The 18,072-nt window shown below is 66.4% G+C and carries 13 protein-coding genes; 12 read left to right on the top strand and 1 reads right to left on the bottom strand.

Features of this window, described 5'->3' with window-relative positions; translation table 11 throughout:
- The first annotated feature begins 30 nt into the window (after nucleotides 1-30).
- The 4 genes from EYS42_RS07910 (at nucleotide 31) to EYS42_RS07925 (ending at nucleotide 5,479) form a co-directional block, all read left to right on the top strand.
- On the top strand, nucleotides 31-1,254 hold the full coding sequence (locus EYS42_RS07910) for a DAPG hydrolase family protein (RefSeq protein WP_130967565.1): 1,224 nt from the start codon (nucleotides 31-33) through the stop codon (nucleotides 1,252-1,254).
- A gap of 81 nt (nucleotides 1,255-1,335) precedes the next feature.
- Complete coding sequence (locus EYS42_RS07915; RefSeq protein ID WP_130967567.1) at nucleotides 1,336-1,794, top strand: MarR family winged helix-turn-helix transcriptional regulator; 459 nt, start codon at nucleotides 1,336-1,338, stop codon at nucleotides 1,792-1,794.
- Between the two features lie 21 nt (nucleotides 1,795-1,815).
- Nucleotides 1,816-2,685: an alpha/beta hydrolase family protein gene (locus EYS42_RS07920; protein ID WP_130967569.1), complete on the top strand. Its 870-nt coding sequence runs from the start codon at nucleotides 1,816-1,818 to the stop codon at nucleotides 2,683-2,685.
- A 103-nt stretch (nucleotides 2,686-2,788) separates the two neighbouring features.
- A complete protein-coding gene (locus EYS42_RS07925) occupies nucleotides 2,789-5,479 on the top strand; it encodes a bifunctional acetate--CoA ligase family protein/GNAT family N-acetyltransferase (protein ID WP_130967570.1) in 2,691 nt (896 codons plus the stop codon).
- Here EYS42_RS07925 and EYS42_RS07930 read toward each other — a convergent pair.
- Nucleotides 5,467-6,537: an acyltransferase family protein gene (locus tag EYS42_RS07930; protein WP_130967572.1), complete on the bottom strand. Its 1,071-nt coding sequence runs from the start codon at nucleotides 6,535-6,537 to the stop codon at nucleotides 5,467-5,469. The genes EYS42_RS07925 and EYS42_RS07930 overlap by 13 nt on opposite strands.
- Nucleotides 6,538-6,624: 87 nt before the next feature.
- Between EYS42_RS07930 and EYS42_RS17475 the strand changes: the two genes are divergently transcribed.
- The 8 genes from EYS42_RS17475 (at nucleotide 6,625) to EYS42_RS07970 (ending at nucleotide 18,064) form a co-directional block, all read left to right on the top strand.
- Nucleotides 6,625-6,987: a DUF2946 family protein gene (locus tag EYS42_RS17475; RefSeq protein WP_165456673.1), complete on the top strand. Its 363-nt coding sequence runs from the start codon at nucleotides 6,625-6,627 to the stop codon at nucleotides 6,985-6,987.
- A 177-nt stretch (nucleotides 6,988-7,164) separates the two neighbouring features.
- Nucleotides 7,165-9,222 (top strand): TonB-dependent receptor, encoded by a 2,058-nt coding sequence (locus EYS42_RS07940; protein ID WP_130967576.1) that lies wholly within the window; start codon nucleotides 7,165-7,167, stop codon nucleotides 9,220-9,222.
- Complete coding sequence (locus EYS42_RS07945; RefSeq protein WP_130967577.1) at nucleotides 9,219-10,787, top strand: ABC transporter substrate-binding protein; 1,569 nt, start codon at nucleotides 9,219-9,221, stop codon at nucleotides 10,785-10,787. Before EYS42_RS07940 ends, EYS42_RS07945 begins: the two co-directional genes overlap by 4 nt.
- On the top strand, nucleotides 10,784-11,743 hold the full coding sequence (locus tag EYS42_RS07950) for an ABC transporter permease (protein ID WP_130967579.1): 960 nt from the start codon (nucleotides 10,784-10,786) through the stop codon (nucleotides 11,741-11,743). The genes EYS42_RS07945 and EYS42_RS07950 overlap by 4 nt, the downstream gene beginning before the upstream one ends.
- Nucleotides 11,744-11,748: 5 nt before the next feature.
- Complete coding sequence (locus EYS42_RS07955) at nucleotides 11,749-12,570, top strand: ABC transporter permease (protein ID WP_245503560.1); 822 nt, start codon at nucleotides 11,749-11,751, stop codon at nucleotides 12,568-12,570.
- Nucleotides 12,570-14,042 (top strand): ABC transporter ATP-binding protein, encoded by a 1,473-nt coding sequence (locus EYS42_RS07960; protein ID WP_130967582.1) that lies wholly within the window; start codon nucleotides 12,570-12,572, stop codon nucleotides 14,040-14,042. The genes EYS42_RS07955 and EYS42_RS07960 overlap by 1 nt, the downstream gene beginning before the upstream one ends.
- A 256-nt stretch (nucleotides 14,043-14,298) precedes the next feature.
- Nucleotides 14,299-16,302 carry a methyl-accepting chemotaxis protein gene (locus tag EYS42_RS07965; protein ID WP_130967584.1) on the top strand — a complete coding sequence of 668 codons (2,004 nt, stop codon included), beginning with the start codon at nucleotides 14,299-14,301 and terminating at the stop codon, nucleotides 16,300-16,302.
- 208 nt (nucleotides 16,303-16,510) lie between these two features.
- Nucleotides 16,511-18,064, top strand: coding sequence for a methyl-accepting chemotaxis protein (locus tag EYS42_RS07970; protein ID WP_130967586.1), 1,554 nt, complete (start codon nucleotides 16,511-16,513; stop codon nucleotides 18,062-18,064).
- Nucleotides 18,065-18,072: the final 8 nt, after the last annotated feature.

An 18,072-nucleotide genomic window follows, 5' to 3' on the forward strand; every position in this document is an offset into this window, starting at 1 on the left:
AGCATTCGCCGCACACCAAAGGAGACCCTCATGGCCGTCATGACCGCTCACACCTTCGCCTGGCGCACGCCCTTGCTGGCCTGTGCCACCGCCCTGGGCAGCCTGCTGCTCACTGCCACCCTGCCCGGCCCGCTGGGCTCGAGTGCGCACGCGCAGACCACGACTTCGGCCTTGACTGTCCCACTGGCCGGTGTGCGCCCCGAAGCACTCAGCTGGTGGTGGGACAACATCGATGCTGCCTTGCTGAAAGCCGCCAACAGCGAAGTGCTCGCTTTCGAATGGCTGCAACGCCCGGCCAGCCCGCAGCATCTGGGCTATTCGGCCGGGGCCCGACAGCGCCAGACCGTGCTGCTGCAAGGGCAGAACCGCCAGGTCGACATCACCTACCTCGATCCGGTGCTGGTGCGCACGCATGTGGCCTCTGACAACTTCCTGGGCAGCAAGCCTTACAGCTTTGTGGCCCAGCAGGTCAGCATCGACGGGGGCCAGGCTTTCACGGTGCTGGTGCAGTACAAGGCCCAGGGCAAGCAGTTCACCGACACCAGCGCCAGCATCACGGTGTTGGGCAGCGCGCCGGCCCTGGCCGCGCCTTATGTGGCGCACCTGGGCAAGACCTTGTCGGGCCTGAAGGCCTCGGTCATGGGCGCACTGGATCAGCGCTACTTCAATGGCGTACTCAAGGGCCGCGGCTTCTACACCATCGGCAAGGTCGACAAGCAGCTCAACGTCACCCTGAACGTGACCCAGGAGATCAAGGGCATCACACCCGACATGCTGTCGTGGTGGTGGGATCACATCGGCAACACCGAGCGCTACAAACTGTGGCAACCCATCGACCACGTGTCGTTCGAATGGAGCGTGCCTCCCACCACCCCCGACATGCGCTACGACATCGGGGCCGTGCAGAAGGTCAAGGAAAACATCGGCAAGACCCTGATGACGCTGAACATCACGGGTGCTGATCCGGCCGTCAAGGCCCCACCTGTGCCGCTGGATGACCCGGGCTATTTCTACGCCCTGGCCAATCCCACGCTGCTCGATGGCCTGCTGCCCGACAACCAGCTGGTGCACCAGTGGAAGCCCAACCCCACCGGCGATGGCGTGATCCTGCGCAGCACCTTCAAGAACACGGCACTGGCCCGGGTGATCAACAGTACCTTCTTCGAAGACCTGGGCAACCATGCGCTGCGCGAGTTCCAGATGCTGCCCTACTTCCTGCCTCGCCTGTACCGACGCGAAGCCCTGGGCGAGTGAGCCACCCAGCGCACCGCCAGGCCCCTGCTTGCAGGGGCTTTCATTTGCGCTTATATTTCGCATACGAAGTATTTAATTCGCATGCAAAGCAAAAAAGCATCCCATCGCTTCATCCACCTGCTCAACAGCGCTCAACGGCATCTGCAGCAATGGATCGCGCACCAGCAACAGGTGGCGGCAGAGGCCATGGGCCACACGCTGCCCACGCCTGCGCAGGCGGGTGCGCTGTTCGTGCTGGCCCAGGACGACGGGCGCACCATGGGCGACATCGCCCGCGCGCTGGACCTGGAGCCCCCCGCGGTGTCGGGCCTGGTGCAGCGCATCGAAGCCCTGGGCTGGGTGCAGCGACACCCTTGTCCGCAAGACGGTCGCACCCAGCGGGTGTGGCTCACGCCGCTGGGCCAGTCGCTGCTGCCCCCGCTGCGCCAGGTCACCCAGAAGGTGCAGGCCAGGCTGTGCGCAGGCTTTTCACCCCAGGAACTCGACACCGTGGCCCGCTGGCTCGACCACGTGCGCCAGCTGGACCGGCCTGCCCCTTGAACCCCTTGTCAACCCACTGCCATGCAAGCCCCTGAAGCTGTCACCCTGCGCTGTGCCGATGGCACCGAATTGCAAGGGCATTTCCTGCCCGCCCATGGGGGCCTGGCCCCCGCCTCGCGCCTGCCGGTGCTGCTGTGCCCGGCCACAGGCGTGAAGCAGCACTTCTACCTGCGCTTTGCCACCTGGCTGGCCCAGCAAGGCCATGACCTGCTGGTGTTCGACTACCGAGGCATCGGGCTGTCGCGCCAGGGTTCGCTGGCGCAGTGCAAGGCCACGCTCGCCGAATGGGGGCAGCAGGACCAGGTGGCCGCGCTGGGCTGGCTGCTGCAGCGCACAGGCGCACCCCAGGTGCTGCTGCTGGGCCACAGCGCCGGTGGGCAGATGATCGGGCTGATGCCCAACCACGCGCACATCAAGCGCCTGGTGGGGGTGGCGTGCTCCACCGGCTGGTTCAGGCGCATGCGACCGGCCTTCCGGGCACAGGCCGTTTTCGGCCTGCAGATGTTCGTGCCCCTGAGCATCCGATTCAAGGGCTACGCCCTGACCTCCCGCATCGGCCTGGGCGAAGACCTGCCGGCCCAGGTGGCCCGTCAGTGGGGGCAGTGGTGCAGCCGCGGCGGTTACGCCACCAATGCTGTCAAGGGCCAGCCCGAGCGTGACTTCCACGCCGAGGTGCGCACCCCCATCACCGTGCTGCACGCCAGTGACGACGACATCGCCAACGAAGGCACCGTGGCCGACCTGCTGCGCACCTTCCCTGGCGCACCGAAGCAGGCACACCGCATCCAGCCGGCCGACCATGGGTTGAGGGCCATCGGGCACATCGACTGGTTCCGGCCCTCGCACCAGGCCCTGTGGCCGTTGATCGCGCAGGCACTGCAGGCCGACTGACATGTGGTGGCCCTTGCAGCGGGCTGTGACGCAATCGCCGGAAAAGCAAGGCCTTTGAGCCGGCGCATTGCGGCACTGCAGCCAGCTGCCTACACTGCGACGCATGGACACGCACTACCTTGCGCCGCTGTTCGCCCCACGCTCGCTCGTGGTCATGGCCGGTGGCTCCGATGCCGAGCACGCTGCCACCCCGCAGGCCATCACCCTGCTCGAAGCGCTGAAAGCACAGCGCTTCCAGGGCTCGCTGCAGTTCCTGCACACCCAGACCAGTGGCACCCTGGCCGACCTGATGGAGATTCAGGCCGACCTGGCCTTGATCGCCCTGCCACCGGCCGAAGTGCCGGCCGCGCTTGAACTGACGGCCCGCATGGCCTGCAAGGCGGCCATGGTGCTGTGCACCGGCATCACGGCCGAGCAGGCCTCCGTTTGGCACAAGCAGGCTCGGCGTGAGGGCCTCTACCTGCTGGGGCCCAACACCCTGGGGCTGCAACGCCCGGCCCTGGGCCTGAACGCCAGTGTGCTGGGTCCCCTGGCCCAAGCTGGCCCTCTGGCGCTGGTGTCTCAATCGGGCTCGCTCACGGCCGCCATGCTGGACTGGGCCGCACGCAATGCGGTGGCCTTTTCCTCGGTGGTGTCACTCAGCCCACGCTCACCCGTGGGCCTGGCCGAGGCGCTCGACTTCCTGGCCAACGACCCGCACACGCAAAGCATCCTGGTGCACATGGAGGGCATCGACGACGCGCGTCGCTTCATGAGCGCCCTGCGCTCGGCCGCCAACGCCAAGCCCGTGATCGTGCTCAAGGCCGGTCGCCGTGCCGCCGGGCGGGCCGCCGCCCTCACCCACACCGGGCACCTGGTGGGCAACGACGACGCCTTCGACGCCGCCTTGCGGCGCGCAGGTGCCGTGCGCGTGAAGTCGTTCGACGAGATGTTCTCGGCCGCGAAGTGCCTGGCCACCCGCCTGCGCCCACGAGGCAAGCGCCTGGGCATCGTCACCAACGGAGGCGGGCCCGGCGTGCTGGCTGCCGACTGGGCCCACGAGATTGATCTGACCCTGGGGCAGTTGTCGCCCGACATGGCCGCTGCCCTGCAGTCGGTGCTGCCCCCGTTGGCCTCGCTCAGTGAGCTGATCGACCTGTCGGAAGACGCCAGCCCCGCGCAGTACCGCGCCGCGATCGACGCCGCCAACCGCGACCCGGCCATCGACGGCCTGCTGGTGATCCATTCACCCAAGCCCGGGGCCGACGCTGAAGGCTGCGCCCAAGCCGTGGCCGATTGCAAGGCCAACCTGTCCAAACCGCTGCTGACCTGCTGGATGGGCGACGAGACCGTGGGCCCTGCGAGGCGCCTGCTGAACGACGCCAACATCCCGACCTTCCGCACGCCCGAATCGGCCGTGGGGGCTTTCGGCAACCTCAGCACCTTCTACCAGAACCAGACCCTGCTGCAGCAAACCCCACCGCCCCTGTCGGCGCTGGCCCAACCCGACATCGAAGGCGCACGGCTGGTCATCGAAGGCGTGCTGGCCGAGCGCCGCAAGACGCTCACCGAGATGGAGTCGAAGACCCTGCTGTCGGCCTTCCACATCCCCATCACCGAAACCATCGTGGCACGCAGCGCGCACGAGGCCATGATGATCGCCACGCAGCTGGGCTTTCCGGTGGCGCTCAAGATCGACTCGCCCGACATTTCGCACAAATCCGACGTGCAGGGCGTGGTGCTCAACATCGACAACGGGGCGGCCGTGCGCGACGCCTACCAGGCCTTGATCGAACGCGTGAAACGCCTGCGCCCCGACGCCCGCATCCAGGGCGTGACCGTGCAGCAGATGGCCCGCACCCGCTCGGGCCGCGAGATCTGCATCGGCGTGGTCACCGACGACGTGCTGGGCCCCGTGGTCACGTTCGGCGCCGGCGGCACCATGATCGAGCTGATCGACGACCGCGCCATGGAGCTGCCGCCGCTGAACCAGTACCTGGCACACCGCCTGATCGAGCGCTCGCGCGTGGCCAGCACCCTGGCCGAATGGCGTGGGCTGCCACCGGCCGATCTGAGCGCGCTGGAGCGGGTGCTGCTGCGCGTGTCGGAAATGGTGTGCGAGCTGCCCCAGCTGCGTGAGCTCGACATCAACCCCATCATCATCGACGAGCAAGGGGCTGTGGCCGTGGACGCCCGCATCGTGGTGGGCACCGGCCCGCAGGCGGTGGGTGGCCGCTCAGGGGCCTACAGCCACCTGCCCATCCTGCCCTACCCGGCACGGCTTGAGCAGGTGTGGCCTTTGCGGGGTGGCGGCGAATACACGATCCGCCCCATCCACACCGAAGACGCCCAGATGCTGCAGGCCTTGGTGCAAAGCCTCAGCCCGGAAAGCCGTTACTTCCGTTTCGTGTCGCACATGAGCGAGCTGCCCGCGTCGATGCTGGCCAAGCTCACCCTGATCGACTACGACCGCGAGATGGCCCTGGTGGCCGTCTACAAGGAACGCATCGAAACACCGGAAGGCGAGATGGTCGACCGCGAACGCATCATCGGCGTGTCGCGCTACATCACCAACCCCGACCAGACCAGTTGCGAGTTTTCGCTGGTGGTGTCGGACGCCTTCAGCGGTCAAGGGCTGGGCTCACGCCTGATGGAAAGCATCATGGGGGTGGCCCGCGAGCGCGGTCTCAGCGAGATCGTGGGCCTGGTGCTGACCAACAACGACGGCATGTTGCGGCTGATGCGCAGCCTGGGTTTTTCGGTCAAACCTTGTGCCGACGACCCGGATTTCCGGGTGGTGACTCACCCTCTGTGAGGTCGGGTCGCCTGGGTCAGGAACCACTGCTCGAGCGTGTGGCGCGAGCACCAGGCGATGCCGACAGACAACAACGTGCCCACCCCAGTGATCCACAAGAACCTGTCGATCGGTGAGGCTTGAGGCTCCACCAGGGAAACCCAGGGTGCCAGCCGGTCGTACACCCACTGATGCACGAGATAGACCCCGAAGCTGATGTGTGAAAGCCAAGCCAACCCGGCCGACAAGGTGCCAGATCGCGGTGCCTTGGCTGTCAGCATCACACACAAAGCCCCGCAGAACAGCAGCAGCCAGGGGCTCAGGCGCAGCACCTGTGCCCATGAAGAGGACAGATTGGAAGCCCAGGCCATCTGCCATGCAAGGCCCAAGGCCCCAGCCATCAGCAAGACCCTGCCCACCCCACTCAATGAGTGGCCCTGACGGTGCCACACCGCCACCAGGGCACCGGCCGCAAAGAAGTCTGCCAACACCCACGTTTTGTAACTGATGTCCTGGAAGGCTGGGGGTGCCCATGCCAGAAGGGCCCATTTCCATAGTGGCATGCCCAGGATCATGGCCAAGCACATCGCCGATCGCCATTCCGGCCGACACAGGCGCAGCACCCAGGGCCAGACCAGGTAGAACTGCTCTTCGACCGACAGCGACCAGAATGGGCCGTACTCGCTTTGCTGTGCCAACAGGCCAGGCATGTTGCACAAGAAGAGCAGGCACACCAGCACATAGGGTGTGGTCACAGTTCCGGTCAGCCACAACAACCCCACCATCAGCAGGTAGGCTGGCAGGATGCGGGCCGCTCGGCGCACGTAGAAGTGGCCCAATGCGCCGGGTTGGCTCTGCGTGTCCAGCAGGATGCCGGTGATCAGAAACCCCGACAGCACAAAGAAGAGGTGAACGCCACTCCAGCATTGCTTGAAGACCAGCAGCAAGGCCTCAGCGGGTGGCGGCAAGGCTGCAATCTGCGGGTCGGTCAGCACGCAACTGCCGTGATACAGCAACACCATGGCGATGGCCAGGCCACGCAAAACGTCGAGCCCAGGGGCCCTGTGGTTCTGATTCATGTCTCCCGATTCCCGAGGGGGCAGGCAGGGGCTGCATCTGGACTGTGGCCCATGCGTTTGAGGCGCACGTTATCATTTGCGAATCACATGCGCCACCGCCCATCCCTCATTTTGCTGCTGACCGTGTGGCTGCACACGGTGCTCAACGTGCCGTGGCACCATGCCCAGCACGTGGCAGATCTGTGGCCACACACCACCTTGTCGGCGGAGTCCGCAGCCCACGCCGGCGCTGCAACCGACACAGAGAATCATGGCCCCGACGACGAGTCGCACCACAGCCAGTGCGCCTGGTGCACGGTGCTGGCGCATGCAGTCCTGGGTGCACCGTCACTGCAGGCACCGCCTGCCCTGCTGACATCGACCAGCCGAACAGCCGTCGCCCTGCCCATCGGGCCCGGGCGACAAGCCTGGCGTCTGGCTTGGGCCAGAGCGCCCCCTGCCTCCACCTGACACGCGCTCTGCCCTCTTGGAGGGCCCTGTCTGCGACCGTCAGCCCCATGCGGGCCTGACGTCGCCTTTGCCGTGCGTGGCCATGCACTGTCATGCCATACCCGGTGCCTGATCCTCGGTCAGGTGCGTGTCCTGGCCCCACCAGGGGCCAGTGCGGTCGCGCCTGCGTTTACGCCCATGAAACACTCTCACATCGCCCTGGCCATGGCTGCTGCCTGGCCTTTGCTCCCTGCCTCCGTGCTTGCCGACGAATCCACCCAGGTGCTGGGTGACATCCAGGTCACGGCCCGCAGTGGCACAGGTGCCCTGCTCACCCGCAACGTGCTGACCTCGGTCGACGTCATCACCGCGGACAAACTGCAGCACCAGAACGTGCTCAACAGCTGGGAACTGCTCGGCCTGATGCCCGGCCTGCAAATGACCGAAACCCGCATGGGGGCCGAGTCGGGCAAAGCCACCTTCCGGGCCTTCAATGGCGAGGGCTACCTCAATGGCATCAAGGTGCTGATCGATGGTGTGCCCAGCAATGTCAACAGCGGCAACCAACGCTTCATCGACATGATCTTCCCCATCGAGCTCGACTACATCGAGGTGGTGCGGGGCACGAACGACCCGCGCCATGGGCTTCACAACATCGGCGGCAACTTCCAGATGGTCACCCGCCAGGGTGGTCAGTATCAGGAAGGTCGCGTGACCGTGGGCAGCTTCAACACCCGCGAAGTGCAACTGGCCCTGGGGCATGAAGCCGGCAACTGGTCACAGAACTACACCCTGGCCCACCAGGCCTCTGACGGGCACCGCGACCACAGCGAGCAAGAAAAACTTTCGCTGAGTGGCAAATGGTTCTACAGCCTGCCTGCACAGGGCCTGAAGGCGGGTCTGGTGCTGCGCGCCTACCAGCACGACGCACTGGAGCCTGGTTACCTCACGGCCTCTGAACTGGCTCAAGACAGGGCGCAGTCGCCTGCGAAAAATGCCAATGACCGCAGCGACCGCGAAATGCACCAGGCGGCCTTGCACCTGGACTGGCAGGCCACCGACCAGCTGTTCTGGAGCAACCGCCTGTACCTCAATGCCTACGACGACGACCGCCGCATCACCTTCACCAGCAACCCGGTGGGCAACGGCCCACGGCAACGCCGCCAATGGCAGGAAGAACAGCTGGGCTGGGTGAGCAGCCTGACCTGGCGCGCCAATGCCCAATGGCAATTGGAGGGCGGGCTGAATGTCGAGCGCCAGGACAACCATTACCGGCGCGTGCGCTTCAATCACAGCGTGCCCACGCAGTTTGATGTGACGCCAGCGTTCATCCAGAATGACGACGACTACACGCTGAACAACGTCGGCGCCTACGTGCAGGCCGTGTGGCGGCCTGACGCCCACTGGAAGGTGGTGCCTGCACTGCGCGTGGACCGCTTCTCGGGCAACACAGTGCTGCAAAACAGCGCGCAAGCCGAGTACCCGCTTCAGAGTTATGGCTGGATCGAGCAGCCCAAGCTGAGCGTGGTGTACAGCCCCAGCGCAAAGACCAGTGTGTACGCCAACTGGGGCCAGACCTTCCAGGCCCTGACTGGCTCGCGCGACCCCGCCTACATGCGGCCCGGGGTCAAGGCCTTCCAAGCGTCCATCAACACCGGCAAGGAGTTGGGCGTGAAGTTCAAGCCCCTCGACCGCACCGAGGCTCGCGTGGCCCTGTGGCGCCAGGATTCTCCGGAAGAAGTGGCCAACATGCCCAGCATCGGCAGCACGGTGAACCTGGGCAGCACGCGTCGCCAAGGCCTGGACCTGCAGGTCAGCGCACGCCCCACCGAACGCCTGCAGGTGTGGGCCTCTCACTCGGCTCAACAGGCCAAGGTTCGGCGTGGCACGGTGGACGGCGTGGTGCTGGACGGCAATGAGGTGATCTCGACACCCCGCCACATCAGCAACCTGGGGGCGGACCTGAAAGCCACCGATCGCTTGACACTGGGGGTGCAGGCTCGCTCGCAAGGCAAGTACTTCATCGACAACGCCAACCGCCAGGGCCGCTTCGGCAGCTTCGCACTGCTGGATGCGCGCGCCGGTTACGCCTTGAGCCGCCAGGTCAGCCTGGACCTGCAGGTCAAAAACGTGACCGACCGCGCCTACGAATACGTCTGGTATGACAACTTCTGGTGGCCTGCCGGACAGCATCAGCCCATGTTCTCACCGGGTCCAGGTCGTGCGCTGTTCGTGTCGGTGAACGTCAAGCTGTGACCACCCAAGCCTTGAGCCCCTGGGGCCTGTCGAGAAGGCAGGCCCTGGGCGCCTTGCCCACGCTGGCTGCCCTGGGCACAGAGCAAGCCTGGGCCACCGCCGAGCGCACACTGCAACTGGTGGCGCCCTGGGAAGTGGGCGGGCTGTCACCGCTGCGCAGTGGCCACCTGTTCGTGCGCCTGCAGGTGGCAGAGACCTTGGTCGACACCGACCTTCAGGGGCGGCTGAAGGCCGGACTGGCCCAGGCGTGGCAGGTGTCGTCCGATGGTCTGCGCTGGCGCTTCACCCTGCGCCCGGGGGCACAGTTTCACCACGGCCAACCGGTGCGCGCGCAGGATGTGGTGCAGGCGCTGGAAAGGGCCCGCACGCCTCCGGGCATGCTCAGCTGCCTGCCCATTGCACGCCTGGAGGCTGCCGCATCCAACGTGGTCGATCTGCACCTCATGCAGCCGCTCCACAGCCTGCCCCATTGGCTGACGCACCCCACCACCCTGGTGCTGTCGCCCGACAGTTACGACGCGAAAGGGGTTGTTCAGCGCCTGATCGCAACAGGCCCCTACGAGGTTGTGCATTACGCACCTCCGCAGTCTCTGACGCTGCAAGCCGCAGCCTCATGGCGGCACCAGGCCCCGCCTCAGGCGGTGAGGCAGGTGCACTATCTGGCTGCAGGGCGGGCCGAGACGCGGGCCTTGATGGCCCTGGGCCAGCAGGCTGACGTGGCCCACGGGCTGGACCCGGTCAGCCTGGCACGCGTGAGGCGCGACCCCAGACTGAACGTGCTCGCGGTCACAGTGCCACGTGCCGTGGTGCTCAAGCTCAACAGCGCCCACCCGGCCCTGCAAGACCTGCGTGTGCGCCAGGCCTTGAGCCTGGCGCTGGACCGCACGGGCGTGGCGCGCGCTCTGCTGCGAGACCCCGACATGGCAGCCACGCAGTTGCTGCCGCCCAGCCTGCCCGACTGGCATTTCGCCGACCTGCCACCGCTGCGGCATGACCCTGTGGGTGCGCGTGAGTTGCTGCGCCAGGCAGGGTGGCGCATGCACGATCGAACGTGGCAACACCCTCGCCATGGCCGCCTGCAACTCACACTGCGCACCTACCCCGATCGCCCTGAGTTGCCCTTGATCGCCACCGCGTTGCAGGCCCAGTGGCAGGCCCTGGGGGTGCCAGTGCGCGTGCAGATCGGCAACAGCGGAGACATTCCCCTGGGCCATCGCGACGGCAGTCTGGAGATGGCCCTGATCGCACGGCTGTACGGCAGCTTGCCCGACCCCGCTGGCACCCTGCTGCGTGACTTCGGCCCGCAAGGTGGCGACTGGGGCGCCATGGGTTGGACGGATGGGGGGATGGTGCGCGCACTTGAACAACTGGTGCGTGAGCCCTTGCCGCAGGCGCGTGCTCAGGCTTTGCGACACCAGGTGAGCACCGTGCTGCAGACCCAGCTGCCGGTGGTGCCTGTGTGCTGGGTGCGGCAACAGGTGGCTGTGGGCCCGCGGGTGAAGGGGCTGGTGCTCGACCCGCTGGAGCGAAGCCATCGGCTCACGGACCTGAGGTGGCGTGCATGACCCGGCTGATGCTCCAGCGACTGGCCACCGCGCTGGCCGTGTGCACCCTGGTGGTCAGCCTCAGCTGGGCCATGGTGTGGATGTTGCCCGGTGATGTGGCCATGCGGGTGGCCGCGGGTCGTCATGGTCACGACCTGGTCACTGTGGCAGCCGCCGACGCGGTGCGACAAGAGTTGGGGCTGGCGCTGCCCGTCTGGCAGGCCTGGCTTCAGTGGTGTCTGACCTTGCTGCAGCAAGGTCTGGGGCATTCATGGGTGTCAGGCCGATCGGTGTGGGCTGAGCTTCAGCACCAGTTGGGCGCCACACTGAGCCTGACCGGTACGGCACTGCTGGCCGCACTGGCCATCGGCCTGCCTCTGGGCTGGCAAGCGGGTCGCCATCCTGGCAGCCTCACCGACCGGCTGGGCATGGCCGCTTGCGTGCTGTTGCGGGCCCTGCCACCATTTTTGCTGGCGGTGGTCCTGATGCTGTGGGTGGCCGTGCACTGGGGCGTGCTGCCCGTGGCCGGCATGGCTGGCGAGATGAGCGGTGTGCTGCCCGCCCTCACCTTGGCTTTGGGACTGGCGGCCAGCCTGGCACAAGTCACACGGCAGGCCGTCCTGGCAGCGGTGAGCCTGCCCTCGCATCAGTTTGCGCGCACCTGTGGCCTCAGCGAAGCGCAGGTCGCCTGGCAACACGATGCACGCCATGCCGCAGCCCCTGTGCTCAGCCACCTGGGCGTGCAAACGGTGTGGTTGCTCGAAGGTGCCGTGGTGGTTGAAAGCCTGTTCGCATGGCCAGGCATTGGCCATGCCCTGGTGCACGCGGTCTTCGCGAGAGACGTCCCCATGATCCAGGGCTGTGCGCTGTGCATGGCCCTGCTGTTCGTGGGGGTGCGCACAGCGGTCGACCTGCTCTGTCAACAACTGGATGCGCGCGGACACCCGGCCAGCCTCCACGGAAGGGCCTCCACATGACCCCCATGGCTGTTGGCCGCCGGTGGACACAGTGGGCTGGCTGGTGCCTGCTGGCCATGCTCTCCGTGTGTGCAGCCTTTGGCCCGCACTGGGTGGGCCTTGATCCGCACACCCAGGACCTGAGCCAGAGCCTGCGTCCGCCCGATGCCATGCACTGGCTGGGCACCGACGTGTACGGCCGCAGCGTGCTGGCACGCCTGTGCCACGCCAGTCGGTTGTCGATGGGGTTGGCCTTGCTGGCCAGCCTCACCGCTGTGGCCGTGGGGGCCTCGCTGGGTGTGCTGGCCGCCTGGCGACCCCATGGGGCTGCCAGCCTGCTCGACGGGGTGGCCGACACCGTGCTGTCGGTGCCTGGGCTGCTGCTGGTGCTCATGGTCTCCACCCTGGCGCCTGGTGAGCACGCACCGCTGTATGCCGGGCTGACGCTCGTGCTGTGGGTCGAGCCCTACCGTGTGTGCACGGTCGTGTCTCGGCCCGTGCTGGCCGGGCCAGGCGTGCAGGCCAGCCGGCTCCTGGGTCTGGGCATGGTGCACACGCTGCGGCATCACCTGTGGCCAGCGTTGTCACCACTGCTGAGCACCTTGCTGGCCCTCGGCACAGCCCAGGCGGTGTTGGCCATGGCAGCGCTGGGCTTCATCGGGGTGGGGCTGCACCCGCCGACCGCCGAACTGGGTCTGCTGATGACCGAAGCGCTGCCCCATCACGAAGAAGCGCCCTGGCTCATGGCGGCTCCGGTGGCCTGGCTGTGCCTGCTGGTGCTGGCCATGCTGCTGCTTCGGCCCGACAGCAGCAACGCCGCTGTCGGGCCGCCAGGAGGTAATCGCTGATGCCCACACCGACACCCACTCTGCGGCCCGTCTCCCTGCCTGTGCTGCAAGCCCACGGCCTGAGCGTGTGGTCTGCTGCCCACTGCCTCATGCCGCCCATCGATCTGGCACTGCAAGCCGGAGAAGCCTTGTGCGTGATCGGCGAAAGCGGCGCGGGCAAGTCACTGCTGCTGCAAGCCATCATGGGATTGCTCCCCGAGGGACTGAGGGCAGAAGGGAACTTGCTGATACAGGGGCAGGCCTCATCGGCTGCCGATGCCCGGGGCCGGCGCGCACAGTGGGGACGGCAGCTGAGCCTGCTGCCCCAGGAGCCCACCCGCGCGCTCGATGCCTTGCGTTCCGTGCACCAGCAACTCGACGCCGTTCATCGCTGGGTGGCCCAGCTGCCTGCCAGCACGCGGCCATCACACAACCTGGACGCCCTGAAGCGGGCACGACTCACCGACGCCTGCTCGCTGAGACCCTGGCAACTGTCCGGGGGCATGGCCCAACGCGCAGCCACTCAACTGGCCCTGGCGGGCGGTGCCAGCTTGTTGCTGGCCGATGAACCCAGCAAAGGCCTTGACCCCGAAGGCATCCAGGCCCTCATCGTTCAGCTGAAAGCCCTGATGGACCGCGGCGGTTCGGTGGTGGTGGTCACGCATGACCTGCGACTGGCCCAGGCCCTGCCCGGGCAGACGATGGTGATGCGGCACGGGCAAGTGGTCGAACACGGAGCCACAGAGCAGGTGCTGACACAGCCCCGACAAGCCTTCACACGCCAGTGGCTGGATGCAGCGCCGTCTCGCTGGCCGCGCCCGCAGCCACCTGCACAGGCCGTACAAGCCAGCGGCTCGGCCACGGTGCTGCGCGCGGAGAACCTCGTGATCACCCGAGGCCACCGGATCCTGCGACAAGGCCTGAACCTGCAGTGGCGCACCGGTGATCGCCACGTGATTCAGGGGCCCAGCGGCTGCGGCAAAAGCACCTTGGGTGACACCTTGCTGGGCCTGCTGCCTCCGCACCGAGGGCGCGTGCTGCGCGCCACTGGCCTGGCTCCCACCGCCTTTCAGAAGCTCTACCAGGATCCGGTGCAGTCGTTCGCCCCCCACCAGCGCCTCAAGCATCACCTGCAAGAGGTGGCGCGTCGGCATGGCACCCCCTGGCCACAGGTGCTGCAGTGGCTGGATGACTGCGGTGTGGCAGAGCCCATGCTGGATCGACCCGCCACGCAGGTGTCAGGCGGAGAGCTGCAGCGGGTGGCTGTGGTCCGAGCCCTGTGTGCCCGGCCCGTGTTTCTGTTTGCCGACGAGCCGACCTCCAGGCTCGACCCAGTCACACAGCAATCCACATGCGAGATGTTGCACAAGGCCCTTGCACCCGAAGGCACAGCGACGCTCTGGGTCACGCATGACGCGGATCTCGCCCATGCGCTCAGCCCATCACCCCTTCAATGGCGCCTCGGTGCGGAGGCGTCCAGCGTGTCTCAGTGAATGCCCTTGGGGGACACCCACTGGACATGGGGCTGAAAAAGCGCAGTTGCGAGTGCCATGCCGTGGTCAATGAAGCGCGTACCGGCGCCTGCTGACCTGAGGAGCCCCCTCCATGACAACGCGTCACACCTGCAGCCAGCCGAGGCGCCTTGTCCGCGTTTGACAAAAAACGCTACAGCGTGAATTCGTTCATCCGATAAACCAGATTCACAGAGACCGGCCCAGGGTGCCGGTCTCAAGTTTGCAGGAAGTCGTGATGTCGAACGCAGTTTTCCCCTCCCACCGCCAGGTGTCCCCGCAGCCTGACCAGGGCGGGGCCCGTGGGGCCCACGGGCTGAGGCACTTCACCCTGACCACCAAACTCAGCGTCGCAGCCACGGCCTTGTGCGTGTTGTGCGTGACGGTCACCAGCGCCGTGCTGGGCTGGCAGACCTATGGCGCGGCCCATGCGCAAGCCGAACAGCAGGTCATGCTGGCCGCCCGTGAAGCCGCCACGCAGGTGTCGGCCGAACTGGGTCGCAGCCACAGTGCCGTGCGGGCACTGGGCGATGCGTTTCAGGGCATGAAGGCCTCGGGGCATCCCCCCAGTCGCGAACAGCTTGACGCCATGGCCCGGCAGGTGCTGGAGGCCAGGCCCGAGTTCATCGGCGTGTACTCGATCTGGGAGCCCAATGCCCTGGACGGTCGCGATGCCGAGTTCGTCAACCACTCGCCGGCCCACGATGCCACCGGTCGGTACATTGCCTACTGGAACCGAGGGGCTGGCAAGATCGGCGTGGAGCCATTGCTCGACTACGAGAAGGCGGGCGCCAATGACTGGTACGACATCCCTCGCAAGACACGCGGCAACGCCCTGATCGAGCCCTACCTGTACCCGGTGGCGGGCAAGGAGGTGTTGATGACCACCATGGCGGCGCCTGTGCTGGTGAACGGACAGTTTCTGGGCATGGCAGGAGCCGACTTGCCCTTGCAGGATCTGGCCAACCGGGTGTCGGCTCTCAAACCACTGCCCGACAGTCAGGTGTCGCTGCTGTCGGCTGGCGGCGTGTATGTGGCGGCACCGCAGGCCAGCCTGCTGGCCAAAAAGGCAGAAGACCTGCCCGCGAAAGCGCTGGCGCACATCCAGGCAGGCAAGCCCTTCCATTACACCGACGCGCATGGCTGGGTGCACCGCATCGAGCCTGTCATGGTCTTGCCTGGCACCGCGCCCTGGGCCGTGCGTGTGTCCTACCCGCAGCAAACAGCCATGGCTGCAGCTGACGCGTTGCTCGCTGCCGCGGCACTGGCAGCCCTGCTGGCCTGCACACTGGCGGCCGTGGCCATGGTGGCCCTGGTGCGCCACTTCCTGCAGCCCCTGCGCCAGCTCAGCCAGACCATGGGCCGGTTGGCCAATGGCCAGGCCACCTTGCAGGTGCGCCTGTCGGAGAACGGTCAGGACGAACTGGCCTCGATCGGCCGAGGCTTCAATCGCTTCATGGACAAGATCGGCCAGGTGATCGGGCAAGTGCGGCATAACGCCGAGGGCGTGGCGCAGTCGAGCAGCGAGATCGCCAGCGGCAATGCCGATCTGTCCATGCGCACAGAACGTCAGGCCAGTGGCTTGCAGCAGACCGCTTCCACCATGGAAGAGTTGAGCCAGACCGTGAAGGTCAATGCAGACAGCGCACGCGAAGCCAACGAACTGGCCAGCCTGGCCACCGAAGCCGCCCAGCACGGCGGGCAGGTCATGGGCGATGTGGTCAGTACCATGCGCGAGATCCATGACACCTCGCGGCGCATCGCCGACATCATTGGCACCATCGACGGCATTGCCTTCCAGACCAACATCCTGGCCCTCAATGCGGCCGTGGAGGCCGCGCGGGCGGGTGAACAAGGCCGAGGCTTCGCGGTGGTGGCCAGTGAAGTGCGCAGCCTGGCGGGGCGTTCGGCCGAAGCTGCGCGCAGCATCAAGACGCTGATCGGCTCCAGCGTGGAACGGGTGGAAGCCGGCAGTGCCCTGGTCGATCAGGCGGGCCAGACCATGGGGGATGTGGTGCAGCGCATCGAGCGGGTCACGCGCATCGTCAGCGAAATCACCACCGCCAGCCGGGAACAGGCCGAGGGCGTCAACGGCGTCACCCGCACCGTGAGCGACATGGACCGCAACACCCAGCAGAACGCTGCACTGGTCGAGCAAATGGCCGCCGCCTCGGTGAACCTCAAGGAGCAGGCCAGTGCCCTGATGGGCGCCATCAGCGCCTTCCAGGCCGACACCCACTGACACGATCCACACCCTCATTCTCCAGAGGCCCTTCGGGGCCTTTTTTCATGCAGGCCTGCCGCTGAAGTTGGACAAAAGGCACCGAAAGCCAGTCAGACAATGGACAAAAACTGATCACGAAGACTGTGACGCCCATCACGCTCAAGCCGATGAGGGGGTGTCCGAATAAGCAGCTTTCCACCCTTCATCCAGACCTCGAGGACATCCCATGCGAGTCAATCACCCGGTCACCCAGCAGGAATACGAGTTCCCAGAAGGTGCGACCTTGATGTCAAGCACCGATGAGAAGAGTCACATCACCTACGCCAACGAGGCGTTCATCCGGGTCAGCGGCTTCGAGGCGGCCGAGCTGATCGGCCAGCCGCACAACCTGGTGCGCCACCCCGACATGCCGCAGGAGGCCTTCCGCGACATGTGGGCCACCCTGAAAGCTGGCATGTCATGGACCGCCCTGGTCAAGAACCGGCGCAAGGACGGTGACCACTACTGGGTGCGCGCCAATGCCACCCCCGTGCGCCGACAGGGCCGCGTGGTCGGCTACATGTCGGTGCGCACCAAGCCCACGCGTGACGAGGTGCATGAGGCCGAGCGCCTGTACGCGCGCATCCGCAGCGGTGAGTCGAGCCACCTCACCTTCCACCGCGGCCTGATCGTGCACACCGGCTGGCAGCGCTGGCGCTCGATCGGCCAGGTGCTGCCCCTGAGCTGGCGACTGCGTCTGGCCCTGTTCGGTGTGGTCGGTGTGGCCCTGGTGGCCGCGCATGCCATCGGGCTGGATCAGCAGGGCCTGCTGCAGCTGGCGGCCGTGATGATCACCGGCACGGTGCTCAAGACCTGGCTGCTGGAAAAGCAGATCGTTCAACCGCTCAAGCAGGTGCTGGCTCAGGCCCAGGCCGTGGCCGCAGGCCAGGCCGGCGAAAACCTGCATTTCAACCGTGTGGACGAGATCGGCATGCTGATGCGCGCCGTGAACCAGAGCGGGCTGAACCTGCGCTCGCTGGTCGATGATGTGGGCGGACAGGTCATGGGGGTGCGCCAGGCCAGTGAAGAAATCACCCGGGGCAACCAGGACCTCAGCGAACGCACCGAAGTGGCCACTGCACAGTTGCAGGAAACCGCTTCGTCGATGACGCAGATGACACAAACCGTGCGGGCCAGCACCTCCGATGCCACCTCGGCCTCCAGCCTGGCCAACCAGGCCAGCCAGGCCGCCAGCCAGGGTGGCGAGGTGGTGGCGCGGGTGGTTTCGACCATGGACGAGATCAGCCAGAGCTCACGCCGCATCGCCGACATCATCGGTGTGATCGACGGCATCACCTTCCAGACCAACATCCTGGCCTTGAACGCCGCGGTAGAAGCTGCGCGGGCGGGTGAGCAGGGGCGCGGCTTTGCAGTGGTGGCGGGCGAAGTGCGTAACCTGGCGCAACGTTCGGCCGAATCGGCCAAGGAAATCAAGCACCTGATCCAGAGCAGCGTCGAGCGTGTGGATGCCGGCGCCACCCTGGTGAACGACGCCGGACAAGCCATGGAGCAAATTGTTCAAAAGGTGCGTGAAGTCACCGCGCTGATCGAAAAGATCAGCACGGCCTCAGGCGAGCAGATCAGCGGCATCGAACAGGTCAACAATGCCGTGACCTCACTGGACGATGCCACCCAGCAGAACGCGCGCATGGTGCAGGAATCGACCGAAGCCGCCCGCGCACTGCAGGAGCGTGCCAACCGGCTGGCCGACGCCATCCGTGTGTTCAAGGCCTCGGCCTGATGAGGTAG

Origin of the sequence: Aquabacterium lacunae, assembly GCF_004310865.1 — a bacterium.
Classification (GTDB): domain Bacteria; phylum Pseudomonadota; class Gammaproteobacteria; order Burkholderiales; family Burkholderiaceae_C; genus Aquabacterium; species Aquabacterium lacunae.